This is a genomic window from Nitrospirillum karajorum, assembly GCF_036348415.1.
Classification (GTDB): Bacteria; Pseudomonadota; Alphaproteobacteria; order Azospirillales; family Azospirillaceae; genus Nitrospirillum; species Nitrospirillum amazonense_B.
Genome location: NZ_JAZBQB010000001.1, coordinates 1,553,339 through 1,566,291, shown reverse-complemented (window position 1 = coordinate 1,566,291; position 12,953 = coordinate 1,553,339). Strand labels below are relative to the sequence as shown.

The 12,953-nt window shown below is 68.0% G+C and carries 9 protein-coding genes; 5 read left to right on the top strand and 4 right to left on the bottom strand.

From position 1 onward, the window contains the following. Positions 1-125: 125 nt before the first annotated feature. Complete coding sequence (locus tag UCD39_RS06825; protein ID WP_145729361.1) at positions 126-707, bottom strand: TetR/AcrR family transcriptional regulator; 582 nt, start codon at positions 705-707, stop codon at positions 126-128. 127 nt (positions 708-834) lie between these two features. Continuing rightward, on the bottom strand, positions 835-3,912 hold the full coding sequence (locus UCD39_RS06820) for an ATP-binding protein (RefSeq protein WP_330495293.1): 3,078 nt from the start codon (positions 3,910-3,912) through the stop codon (positions 835-837). A 568-nt stretch (positions 3,913-4,480) separates the two neighbouring features. Between UCD39_RS06820 and UCD39_RS06815 the strand changes: the two genes are divergently transcribed. Further along, on the top strand, positions 4,481-5,116 hold the full coding sequence (locus UCD39_RS06815) for a YbhB/YbcL family Raf kinase inhibitor-like protein (RefSeq protein ID WP_330495292.1): 636 nt from the start codon (positions 4,481-4,483) through the stop codon (positions 5,114-5,116). A 10-nt stretch (positions 5,117-5,126) separates the two neighbouring features. Here UCD39_RS06815 and UCD39_RS06810 read toward each other — a convergent pair whose 3' ends face one another. Then, positions 5,127-5,489 (bottom strand): MFS transporter, encoded by a 363-nt coding sequence (locus UCD39_RS06810; protein WP_330495291.1) that lies wholly within the window; start codon positions 5,487-5,489, stop codon positions 5,127-5,129. Positions 5,490-5,503: 14 nt separating this feature from the next. Continuing rightward, positions 5,504-6,427, bottom strand: a complete 924-nt coding sequence (locus UCD39_RS06805) for an MFS transporter (protein WP_330495290.1) — start codon at positions 6,425-6,427, stop codon at positions 5,504-5,506. 175 nt (positions 6,428-6,602) lie between these two features. Between UCD39_RS06805 and UCD39_RS06800 the strand changes: the two genes are divergently transcribed. The 4 genes from UCD39_RS06800 to UCD39_RS06785 all read left to right on the top strand — a co-directional run bounded on the left by UCD39_RS06800 (position 6,603) and on the right by UCD39_RS06785 (position 12,723). Next, complete coding sequence (locus UCD39_RS06800) at positions 6,603-8,084, top strand: FadR/GntR family transcriptional regulator (RefSeq protein WP_330495289.1); 1,482 nt, start codon at positions 6,603-6,605, stop codon at positions 8,082-8,084. A 76-nt stretch (positions 8,085-8,160) separates the two neighbouring features. After that, the gene (locus UCD39_RS06795) at positions 8,161-10,335 is read left to right on the top strand and encodes a TonB-dependent receptor (protein ID WP_330495288.1); all 2,175 of its coding nucleotides are present in this window, start codon (positions 8,161-8,163) and stop codon (positions 10,333-10,335) included. Between the two features lie 25 nt (positions 10,336-10,360). After that, the gene (locus UCD39_RS06790; protein WP_330495287.1) at positions 10,361-12,118 is read left to right on the top strand and encodes a tannase/feruloyl esterase family alpha/beta hydrolase; all 1,758 of its coding nucleotides are present in this window, start codon (positions 10,361-10,363) and stop codon (positions 12,116-12,118) included. An 86-nt stretch (positions 12,119-12,204) separates the two neighbouring features. Further along, the gene (locus tag UCD39_RS06785; RefSeq protein WP_330495286.1) at positions 12,205-12,723 is read left to right on the top strand and encodes a nuclear transport factor 2 family protein; all 519 of its coding nucleotides are present in this window, start codon (positions 12,205-12,207) and stop codon (positions 12,721-12,723) included. The last annotated feature ends 230 nt before the right edge of the window (positions 12,724-12,953 follow it).

The following is a 12,953-nucleotide window of genomic DNA, read 5'->3' as shown; positions in this document are numbered from 1 at the left end:
CGGCCCGGCCCGGGATGATGCCGGCGGCCGGCATCCATCCCTCGGACGCCACCTTAGCGACCCATAAACAATCCGTCTAGTCGGTTTTTATAAGTGCGCCCTGCCGCCCCGATGGGAATCCCCTGTCAGCCGGCGGCCTTACATCCCTTCCAGCGCGCGCCGTCCTGCAGCAGATCGAACAGGCGGTCGCGTTCCCCTTGGGTCAGCGGACACATCCCCATCAGGGCGGGGATGGCCAAGCCGCGCGCCGCCACCCAGCGCAGCAGGGCCATGTCCCGCATGTTTCCGTCCTGGGCCTCATCCTTCAGGGCCTGCAGCTTGGGCTCACCCGCCGCCCTGATGATGGACAGCAAATGGGGGTCTTCCGCCATGGCGCCGACCAGCGCGTAGGCGACGGAGGTCGGGTCCGTCGACACCTCGCGCAGCACCGCGATCTGCGCCTGCAGATTGGCCTCGCCGCTGGCCGGGTCGATCTTGGTCAGGTGGGCCTGGGTCCTCTGGTCCGAATGGGCGACCTGGTGGTCCAGCAGGGCCTCCAGCACCGCCTGCTTGGTGCGGAACTGGTGCATCACCCCGCCCTTGCTGATACCGCTTTCCCGGGCGATGGCATCCAGGGTCAGTTTCCCCGCGCCATCACGCGCGATAACGGTCAGGGCCGCCTGGATCACAGCGGCGCGGGTACGTTCTGAACGGGTGGCGTTATCCATGGGATCGCTCTTGAGGCTGAACGGATGTTCCAACCCCGGGCCCCCAGGGTGGCGGAGATCCGCAATACCCTGGCAAGCGGAAAAAAGCAATCCGCCCGGTCTGTTTTCTTTTGCCTGGATGGGGCCCTCAGCAGGCGATGCCGGGAAAGGGCACCACCTCTCCATCCCATGGATCACCGAGGCCGGACGGGTGGACGTCCGCCGGCAGCACGGATGGGGCGGGCCGCGCCGGGGCCGCCCCATCCGATGCTCCACCAGCCCCTGGACAGGCCATGTCCTGGCCAACCATGTCCTGACTTAGGGACGCCACCAGGTCACGGGCGGCGATCAGGTCGGCGGTCTGGAAACCTTCTGTGAATCGCCCCTGCACTTCCGTCAACAGCGCGTGGGCGTCGGCCGGCCGCCCCTGGCCGCGCCACAGCCGGCCCAGGCTGAGGGCCGCGCGCAGTTCCCAGGACAGGGCCCCCTGGCGTTGGGCCCAGGAAAGCGCGTCCTGGAAATGGGCTTCAGCCGCATGGGCGGTGGCCTGCGGGCCATCAGGGCCGTCCTCGCGCAGCAGCAGTTCGCCCTTGATGCGTAGCAACTCCGGCATGACCCAGCGGATGCCTTGCGTTTCCGACCGGTCCAGGGCCCGGTCCACGGCCGCAAGACCTTGGCGGCCCAGCCCGGCCTGGCCTAAGGCCTCAGCCCATTCACCCTGATAGCCGATAAGGCGCAGGCGGAAATTGAGAGCCTCCAGCTCCGCCAGCGCGGCCCCCATGCCGGCAAGGCCCGACGCCGTGTCGCCGCGAACCACCTGCAGGCGGTGTCTGAAATAGCGTGCCAACACCGCCCAAGGCCCCAGACCGTGCCGGGTACTTTGGTCCTGCAGCAGGCTGACATGGCGCTCCACCGCGGCCAGGTCCCCCACCAGGAAAGACACCTGGCATGCGGCGGTGGACAGGACATAGCCCAACGTCAGGGCATGGTCGATGCGCTGCGCCTCCTCCACCGCCATGGCCACCATAGCCGCGGCCTTGTCCGGATAACCCTGAATCCACAGGATGACCGACAGGGGCACGCAGGCGGCCACCCGCTGGTCGTACTGATAGCGGACCAGGTGGCCGCGATGGGCGGGCCGGACATAGCGGCGCATCCCATCCTCGATATAGCGCCGGCCGGCGGCATGATCGCCGATCAGATGCAGCGCGAAGCCACGCATGCGGTCGGCCGCCATGAGGTCGACGGGATCGGCGGAACGGACCGCCACGGCCCGGAAGCGGTCCGAAATCTCCAGCGCCTGGGCGTAATGTCCCTCGTTGAAGGTCTCCACGTACAGCCCCCACAAGACCCGCAACTGGTAATCGACGGCATCCAGCCGCCGCGCCAGCGTCAGCGCCTGGCCCAGGGCCGCCCGTATCTCCGGCGCCGGCCCTTTCGTGTAGATCAGCGACAGTCCCAGGGCCGACAACAGGCGCATGGCCGCTTCAGCCTCGGGGCTCGGCGGCGCGTCGGCCGGCAGCGGCGGCACCATTTCCAACGCCCGCCGCACCGCCTCGCGGCATTCGTTCATCAGCGACAATTGCATCCAGAGCGGCACAGCCGCGGCCGTCAGGGCGACGCCCAGGCACGTGTCACCCTCCGGCCCGAAGGCCCAGATCAGGGCGGCACGCAGGTTGTCGATCTGGCGGCCATACACGTCCAGCCATTCGGCCGTCGGACGCTGGTCCCATTCCTGCTCCGCCCGCACCAGCAGGTCGCGGTGGCACTCCGCATGGCGCCGCAGCACCCGGGGAAGCTCGCCGCTGGCGGAAAGCTTTTCCAGGGCATAGGCCCGGGTCATCTCCAGCAGCCTGTACTGGGGGCCGTTACCGCCCACGTCGGCGACCAGCAGCGATTTGGCGACCAGGTTCGACAGCGCCACCAGTATGTCCGTGCGGGTCGACAGGGCGTCGCCCGCCACGATGACGGCGGATTCCATGCTGAACCCCCCCGCGAATACCGCCAGGCGGTGCAGGACAGACCGTTCCACCGGCGGCAGCAACTCATAGCTCCAGTCCAGTGTGGCGCGCAGGGTCTGATGCCGGGGCAGCGCGGTGCGCCGGCCCCGCACCAGCAGCGCGAAGCGGTCGTGCAGGCGCTCGGCCAGGCCCCGCAGCCCGAACAGGTCCAGGCGGGCGGCCGCCAGCTCGATGGCCAGGGGGATGCCATCCAGGCCCCGGCAAATCTCGATCACCAGCGGCACCTCGGCATCGCCGAAGGTGAAGGTGCCGTCAGAGGCCGCAGCGCGCTCCACGAACAGGGCGACAGCGGAATAGGTCAAGGCCTGAGCCGCGTCCACCGCCGCCGTCACCGGCGGGGTTTCCAGCGAGGCCAGGCGCTGGACCCATTCACCTTCCGCCAGCAGCGGTTCGCGGCTGGTGGCGAGGATGTGGACACCCGGGGCGCCGCGCAGCACCGCCTCGGCCAACACCGCCGCCGTGCCCACAACATGCTCGCAATTGTCCAGGATGAGCAGCATCTTCCGGTCCTGAAGGATGCCGCCCAGATCGGCGATGGACTCGACCGCAACCCCCAAGGCCCCCGCCAGGACACTGGCCGCCAGGGTGGCGTCCCCCAGCGCGGCATCGGTGACGGGGGCGAAGTCCACAAACCGCACCCCATCGGCATAGCGGGCCCCGATAGCCTCGGCCAGGGCCAGCGCCACCGTCGTCTTGCCAATACCGCCCGGACCGACCAGCGTGACGAAGCGGCGGGCCGGCAGCTGTTGGGACAGGGTCTGGATGAGGGATTCGCGACCCAGCACGCGGGTCAACCGGACCGGCGGGGTGTGACCGCCCGCGCCGGGGCCGGGCGAGGTCTGCGGCGGCGGCATCACCGCCGTTTCCACCTGGACCACGGGGGCGACGAAGCAGTACCCCCGCCCCGGCACGTTGGTGATGTAGCGGGCGCCGTCGCGCCCCTCCCCCAGGGCCTTGCGCAGGGCCGCGACATGAACCCGCAGATTGGCGTCGTCGACCAGGCTGTCGGGCCAGACACTGGCGACGAGGTCGTCCTTGGCCACCACCTCGCCCGCGCGGTCCGCCAGGAGGATCAGGATGTCCAGGGCCTTGCCGCCCAGACGCACGGGGGCTTCGCCAGCCAGCAGAAGCTTACGGTCCGGCATGAGGCGGAACGGCCCGAACGTGAGCAGCCGTTCGGAGCTTGAACCAACCGTATCGGTCATGCCGCGCCCCTCAAGATTCCACATCCCTTCCATACACGTCCCCGCACACGCTCCTGTGTCCGGGAAAGCCTTCCATTCCTCTGGCGCCCAAAATGCCGCCGGTGGTGACGCGCCCGGCGTCGGCCCACGGCTGTACCGGCCCTCCGCCGCAAGTGCGACAAAGTGATGCTGGCGTACCATGCCGTAACGGGCAATCGTTCAAGAGGCAATACACCAACGAGACTGCGGAATTTAAAAATAGGTGTTGTTTTCGCCTATCGCCGCCGCAGCGATATCACGTCCGTTACTGCGGGGCGGACACCTCACCGGGCAGGATGGCCCGGGATGCGCATTGAGATCACCCCCGGCCTGAGTCGCACGCCGTTTACGGAACGTCACCGGCCCATCGCCCCCGGCGAGGTCACCATGTCGCCGCAGGAACATGCCGCATGACACCGGTGGACGGCCCGATGGCGGGGGTCTCGGCCGTGACCATTGCGCATGGCTGGCCCAATTGACGCAGAAATTGAAAATGACTTGAGTTTCACGCGGCCTCTCGCGCCATAGTGCCGGGGTAAGAAGGAACCCTATGCAGATCACCAGCAACAGCTTTCGTGACGGCGGACGCCTGCCAGATGCCTGCGCTTTCGCAGTGCCGTCCGCCATCGGCCGGGTTCGGCCTGGCCCGAACCGCAATCCCCATGTGGCATGGAGCGACCCGCCGGCGGGAACACGATCCTTCGTGCTCACCATGCACAGTCCCGACGCCCCTCACCACTGGGCCGACGCCAACCGCGAGGGCAGGACGCTGTCACCCGAGTTGCCGCGCGTGCCCTTTTACCATTGGATTCTGATCGACCTGGCGCCCCGCGTCCGGGAAATCAAGGAAGGGCGCCATAGCGTCGGCATCACCAACCGGGGCAAGGCGGGGCCGCTGGCGCCGGACGGCGCGCGCCACGGCATGAACGATTTCACCATCCTGTTCCTGGAGGACCGGGCGCGAACGGGCGACTACTACGGCTATGATGGCCCTTGCCCGCCCTGGAATGACAGTATTTTCCACCGCTACATCTTCACCATTCACGCGCTGGACGTGTCCCGCCTGCCGGTGGTGGGGCCCATCAACGGCACGTCCACCCTGCTGGCCATGGCCGGGCATGTGCTGGGACGGGCCAGCATGATCGGTGGCTATTCCCTGAACCCGGGCCTGCTGGGCGCGCCCTGACCTTGCCGGGTCAGGGACCTGGTTCCCCGCCGGCCAGGACCACGACCGGCTTGCCGCGCAGCGGATAGAGGGCGGCCAAGCTGACCAGGGCGGCGCCCGCCAGGTACAGCCCGACATAGGGCAGGCCGCCGGACTGGGCCAGGGACTGCGCCAGGGCGGGCGCCACACCGCCCCCCAGGATGCCGCCCAGGTTGAAGGTCATGGAGGTCCCGGTGTAACGCACCCGCGCCGGGAACAGGCTGGGCAGCCAGGCCCCCAGGGGGCCATAGACGAAGCCCATGACCATCAGGGCGAGGCAGAGGAACAGGCCGACGAGGGACAGCGATCCGCTGCCCAGCATCGGGGCCAACAGCAACCCGACGGCCACCGTCATGACGCAACCGGCCATCAGCACGCGGCGGGGGGAAGCGACATCCGCCCACCAGCCGGCGATGACGATGCCCAGGGCCAGAAACAGGATGGCGCCCAGTTGCACGCCCAGGAAGGCGGTGCGGCCATAGCCCAGGGTGGTGGTGCCATAGCCCAGCGCGAAGGCAGTGGCGAGATAGAACAGGGCGAAGCAGACGATGGCGGCGAAGGTCCCCCCACCGTCTGGCGGGGGTAAGCGCGCACCACCTCGGCCAAGGGCACGGCAGGCGGCGGCGCCTCCTCCATCGCCTTGGCGAAGGCCGGCGTCTCCGTCAGCTTCAGACGGACCCAGAGCCCCAGCAGCACCAGCACGGCACTACCCAGGAAGGGCAGCCGCCAGCCCCAGGCCTGGAACTGCGCCGGGGTCAGAAAGGCGCCCAGCAGCAGGAACAGCCCGTTGGCGGCGATGAAGCCAACCGGCGCGCCGATCTGCGGGAACATGCCATAGCGGGCCCGATGGCTGGCCGGCGCGTTCTCCACCGCCAGCAGGACCGCCCCGCCCCATTCCCCACCCAGGCCGAAGCCCTGGCCGAACCGCAGCAGGCACAGCGCCAAGGGCGCCAGCCAGCCGATGCTGTCATAGGTGGGAAGGACACCGATCAGCACGGTCGACCCACCCATCAGCAACAGCGACGCCACCAGCGTGGACTTGCGGCCCACACGGTCGCCGTAGTGGCCGAAGACGATGGAGCCCAGGGGACGGGCCAGGAAGGCGATGCCGAAACTGCCGTACGCCGCCAGCAACTGCGCGGACGGGGAGGCGGCGGGGAAGAACAGCGGCCCGAACACCAACGAGGCGGCGGTGGCGTAGATGTAGAAGTCGTAGAACTCCACCGCCGTGCCCACGAGGCTGGCCAGCAGCACCCGCGTCGGCGACGGTCCGCCGCGCCCTTCTGTCGACATGACCTTCCCCCCTTGTTTCCCTCGGCATACGCGATCCGGTATCGCCCGCAGGCCCCGCGGGGGTCAAGCGGGGGACGGAAGGAAAGGCCGGCTGAATGCACATTGACAACAGTTATTCTTTATAACAGTGTTCATCCAGTACGGTCCGCGAGAGATCGGCACGGGGAGGACGATATTGGGACAGCTGTACCCCCGCCCGGCGCAGCCGGCCACCAGCCCCATCCTGGCGCTCAATCCCGCCACGGATCGGACGGCGGCCTGGATGAAGACGGCCAACTACGCCCTGATCGCCACGGAAATGGAGGATGAGAGCGGGCTTGGCGCCATCACCGCCGCCGCCATCGAGGACGCGCTGGTGGAACAGGATTGGCCGGTCAACGCCGTCTGCGGCCCTGAAAGCATGCTGGCCAGCAATTTCGGCGTCAGCGTGCGCCTGGTCCGCCAAGCCTTCCGCATATTGGAAATCCGGGGCGCCTGCCGCATGCGCCGGGGACCATCGGGCGGCCTGGTGGTGCAGAATCCCCAGCGCGCGGACGCCGCGCGGGCGCTGGCCAGCCACATGCGCTGGACGGGCGCCACCCCGGCGGAGGTCTGGGCGGCGCGCCGCCTGATCGAGCCGATGGCCCTGCGCCGCGCGGCCATCAACCGTCGCCACCTGGACCTGCCCCTGGATACCGGCCGCCTGCCGCTGGGCAGCCTGGTGGGCAATCCCTGCTTCGCGCTGGCCCTGGACAGCCTGGAACAATTCCCCGGCGGCCTGTGCGAGACGGTCACGCCCCTGCGCCCTGATCTGCGCGCCGCGGTGGAACGGGGCGAGGATGAGCAAGCGGCCTGCCTGGCGCTGGCGGACCTGGAGGCCCGCGAGGCCGACTATTTCCGCCTCCATGGCCCGGAATGGCCGCGGCAGGAACCGCGGCAGGCCGTTAACGGCAACGATCCACACCGCAACCTGGCCACCGCCGTGGCGCGGCGCATCGGCGCCGATGTCCGGCATGAGCGATGCCGCGACCATGATCGCCTAGGGTCGTTGCCCGACCTGGCGCAGCGCTACGACGCCAGCCTGGCGGTGATGGTGGAGGCCGTGCGCATCCTGGAGGATCTGGGCGTGGTGGAAAGCCGGCGCGGCCGCGGCGGCGGCGTCGTGCTGTCCGTCCCCTCCCCCGCCTGCATCATGCGCATGGTCCATGGCTTCCTGGCGGCGGCGCGGCTGGATCGTCTGCAGTGCGACGACTTCACGGACGCGCTGAACACCGTCGTTATCGAACAGGCGGCGACCCTGGGGGCCGGCGGCCACATGCGGGCCCTTGAATCGATCGCGCAGGGCATGGAACAGACGCCCAGCCGGCCGTCCAACCTGCTGCTGTACCTGGAGATGATGCGGGGCATCTACGACATCGTGGGAAACGGGGTGCTGCATACCCTGATCCGCTGCATCGCCGGTCATAAGACCCGCATCTATGCCCGTGACATCCGCGTGTCGCCGCGCCACGACCCGACACAGGACCTGATGCGGGCCGGCCAGATGATCATCCGCGGCGTGCTGACCGGCGACCCGGCCACCGCCCGCCAGGGCCAGGATATCACCGCCGCGACCTGCCGCCAGGTCCAGGCCGAAGTCACGGGGACGGTCACCCCGCACATTGTGGGCTCTATTTAGCCCGCACCTCCCCTCCTAGACTGTGATCAGGCGTCCCCACCGGGAATGCCCAATAAAATCCTCGGGAGGCATCAAGATGGTGAATTTCGCTTCGCGCCGGAAGTCGGCGGCCCTGTTGGGGTCGGCCGCCGCGCTCTGCCTGACGTCGCAGGCCCTAGCCCAGTCGGCAACCGACACGTTGCAGGAGGTGGTGGTGACGGCCGAGCGCCGGACGGAGAACCTGCAGAACGTCGCCATTTCCGCCACGGCCATCAATGGCGACCAATTGGCGGAAAAGGCGGTGACCCGCCTGTCGGACCTGCAGTTCGCCTCCCCGGCCCTGACGGTGACGGACGCGGGCCTGACCCAGTCAGTCAACATCCGCGGCATCGGCCTGGCCAGCGGCTCGCCCCAGGTGGCCAACGGCGTCGCCACCTATGTCGACGGCCTGTTCCAGCCCCCCATCGTCACCACCAACAGCTTTTACGACATCGCCAATGTCGAGGTGCTGCGCGGCCCCCAGGGCACGCTGGTCGGGTCCAACTCCACCGGTGGCGCCATGTTCATCACCAGCAAGAGCCCCGAGTTGGACAGGGTCGAGGGATATGGCGAGTTGGCCTATGGCAACTACGGCACCGTGGCCACGCAAGGCGCCATCAACATCCCCCTAACCGACACGCTGGCGATCCGCGTGGCCGCCAACCATCGTGAGCACGACAGCTATTACGACGACGTCGGCCCCTACCACAACCAGCCCGGCGGCCTGAACGAGACCGACGGACGGCTGGGCGTGCTGTGGCGTCCCGGCGCCTTCCAGGCGCTGCTGAAGGTGGAGGCGGCCAACAAGAACACGGGCGGCTATGCCTACCGCCCCGTCCCGGGCACCCAATACGCGGACGATGCCGTTCCCGGCATCCGCAACCTGGACTACAACGCCCCGACGATGAATTCCGAGCGCGCCCTCATCAACAGCCTGGAACTGCGCTATGAGTTCGAGGACGGCATCACCGTGCGGTCATTGAGCGGCTTCCAGAACAAGCGCATCAACAACCTGTACGACAGCGACGCCACCGAGGCCGCGACCCAGACCGAGCAGCAGTACGTGCGCGAACGGGAATGGACGGAGGAGGTCAACATCCTCTCCCCCACCGATGGCCCCTTCAACTGGATCGTCGGCGGCTATTACCAGCGCAACAAGATCGACGTGGACATCCTGAACCAGGATGCCGGATTCCCCACCAACATCGGGACCAAGAACAACAAGCTGACCACCGGCGTGTTCGCCCAGGGCGGCTACAAGATCACGCCGGACCTGGAACTGCAGGTGGGTGCCCGGGAAAGCTGGTTCCATGTCACCGGCGACGGCGGCGTCTACATCGGCCGGGGCATTCCCGGCTTCCCGGCCAACGGCCTGAAGGTGGCCGACACCGCCGGCCGGCACGATGACAGCATGCCCACGGGCAAGGTGGCGCTGAACTGGAAGCCGGATGCCGACACCCTGGTCTACGCCTTCGCCGCGCGCGGCTACAAACCGGGCGGCTACAACTCCTCCACCTCCCAATTCAGCCCGGAGACGGTGTGGGATTATGAGATTGGCTGGAAGTCCACCCTGCTGGACGGGCACCTGCGCACCCAGCTGGGCGCCTTCTACAATGATTACAAGGGGTTCCAGTTCGGCCGCATCGACCTTACCAACGGCCAGAACGGCGTGACCAACCTGTCCAACGCCACCATCAAGGGCATTGAGGGCCAGGTGCAGGCCAAGTACGGCGGCTTCGGCGCCGATGCCGGCTTCGCCTATGTCGACAGCCAGTTGGGGTCCGTCACCGTGGTGGACCTGCGCCTGCTGCCCTCCGGCACTCTGGGGCCGCAATGTCCGGCCGGCAACGCCAGCAATCCCCCCACCTGCTTCGACTACACGTCCTACCTGCGCACCGGCGGCGGCGGCCCCAACCTGTTCTCGCCCAAATGGACCGGCAACGCCGGCGTGGACTACACCTTCGAGTTGCCCCGCGGCATAACGCTGACGCCGCGCCTGAACCTCGCCTATGTGGGCCCCAGCTACACCGACATCCTCTATTCCCGCGTGACCGACTATCTGGCCGGCCGCACCCTGCTGTCGGCCCTGGTGACGCTGCGCACCGGCGACTGGACGGTGGAGGCCTATGCCACCAATCTGACGGACCGGAAATATGTCAGCGGCCAGTTCGGCAACAACGAGTTCTATGGCGCGCCCCGGGAATACGGCCTGCGCGTGCATGTCGAGTTCTGACCCCCGCCAAGAGAGGGAAATCCCCATGCCATCCCGTTCCCGCGTCCGCCATTCCCACGCCCTCTTGGGCCTGGCCGCCAGCGCCAGCCTGCTGGCCCTGGTCCCCACAAGAGGGGCGCAGGCCGCCGACGCCGATCTCAAGGGCCGCTGCCTGGCGCTTGAAAAGACCATGGCGGGCCATTGGCCGGACGCCAGCACCCATATCGTCTCGGTCACGCCGCAGCCGGCGGGCCCCATCACCCTGCCCCCCATGATGCCGGGGGCGCCCGGCATCCCCCTGCAACTGCCGGAACATTGCGAGGTCTATGGCATCCTGCATGAGCGCACGGGCGTGGACGGCCAAGCCTACGCCATCCGCTTCCATGTCCGCCTGCCCGCCGCCTGGAATCAGGGCTTCTTCTTCCAGGGCGGCGGCGGCACCAATGGCGAGGTGGGCAATGCCATCGGTCCCACCGGGTTGGATACCCCGCCGGCCCTGGTGCAAGGCTATGCCGTCGTCAGCCAGGATTCCGGGCATGACAACCAGCGCAATATGGACCCGACCCATGGCGGCACCGCCGCCTTTGGTTTCGACCCCCAGGCGCGGGCCGACTATGGCAACGCCTCGCTGAAACCCGTTGCCGACGCCGCCAAGGCCCTGGTGGCCGCCTTCTACGGCAATGCGCCGCAGCGATCCTATTTCGTCGGCTGTTCCAAGGGGGGTGAGGAAGGCATGGTCTTCGCCCAGCAACATCCCGAGGAGTTCGACGGCATCCTGGCCAGCGCGCCCGGCTTCGCCCTGCCGCGTGCCGCACTATCCCAGGCCTGGGACGTGCAGTCCTTCGCGCCGCTGGCCAAGGGACCGGACGGGCAGCCCAGCTTCGCCCGCCTGTCCGGGACCTTCAGCGACGCCGACCTGGGCCTGGTCCGCGATGCCATCCTGGAGGCGTGCGACGGGGATGACGGTGCCAAGGACGGCATCGTCGGCACCTTCGCCCAATGCACCGCCGCCAAGGTGGCGCCCGCCCTGAAGGCGCGCACCTGTGCCGGGGCCAAGGCCGACGGCTGCCTGAGCGGGGAGCAGGTCGCGGCCATCACGCGGTCCTATGGCGGGCCGCGCACCAAGGCCGGCCAGGCGATCTACAGCGATTGGGCCTGGGACGCCGGTATCGCCGCTCCCGGGTGGCGCCTGTGGAAGCTGGGCCTGGCCGACAAGGTGCCCAGCCTGAACGTGGTCCTGGGCGGCGCCTCGCTGGCGTCCGTCTTCACCACGCCGCCCACGCCCCTGCCGCCGGACCCGCAGGCCCTGCTGCGGTGGCAGTTGTCCTTGGACATCGACCAGGTCGCGGCGCAGTTGACGGCCACCAACGCCACCTTTACCCGCTCCGCCTGGCAGGACGTGTCGGCGCGCTCCGCAGACCTGTCGGGGCTCAAGGCGCGGGGGGCCAAGCTGATGGTGCCGCACGGCGCCTCCGACCCCGTCTTCTCCATCAACGACACGCTGGCCTGGTGGCGGGAGGTCGACGCGCGCGAGGGGGGCAAGGCCGCCGCCTTCGTCCGCGTCTTCCCGGTGCCCGGCATGAACCACTGCACCGGCGGCCCCGCCACCAGCCATTATGACGCCTTCAGCGCGCTGGTCCGCTGGGTGGAGCAGGGCCAAGCGCCGGATCGCATCCTGGCCAGTGCGGGCCCCGATACGCCCTGGCCCGGTCGCACCCGCCCCCTCTGCCCCTATCCCAAGGTGGCGCGGTACAAGGGCAGCGGCGACCTGAACAGCGCCGACAGCTTCGAGTGCCAGTTATAAAACTTGCGCCCTTGATAAGACCTGATACCGGACGCCCCCTCCCATCCTGGCGGGGGCGTTCTCCTGTTGAAAGGATACGGTTCGCGATGCGGATGAAGACCCCTTTTCTGTGCATGATGGTCACCGCCCTCCTGGCCTGGGCACCCCACGAGGCCGGCGCGCAAGAGGCCGTGGTGCCCGCCAAGGACCCGGACGCGCTGTTCACCAGCCCCGATCCGGTGCTGAATCGCAACAAACAGGCCGCCTATCACATCGTGAAGGACCTGCTGGAGGCCGACCATTGGAACGAGGCGGACCGCTGGCTGACGGCGGAATATCACCAGCATAATCCCCTGGTCGCGTCGGGGCGCGACAATGTCGTCACCTTCTTCACCAAGGTGCTGAAGCGCACCCCGAAGCCAGTGCCGGAGAAGATGGCGACGCCGGTGGTGGCCGTCTTGGCGGAAGGCGACCTGGTGACGGTGGTCTTTCCGCGCGTCCTGAAGGACCCCAAGGACCCGTCCAAAACCTACACGACCACCTGGTTCGACATGTGGCGCTTCAAGGATGGCAAGGCGGACGAGCATTGGGACCCCGCCAGCAAGGACATTCCCCCCGGCCCCTGACCCAGACGGCCTCTGACCCCGTAGCCTCCACTCCAAGAGGCCCGGATGCCGAGACGGTCCCTCCCCCACGGATGCGGGAGGGGTTGTTTGTGTTGGGCAAGGCGTTCGGCGAACACATCTCATGATTGAGCTGAAAGCGTCACAATAGATCATTTTTGACACTATTGACCCCACCCAGCGCGCCAAGACATCTTAAAGGAGATCTTCTTGGTGGATTAATATTTTAAATG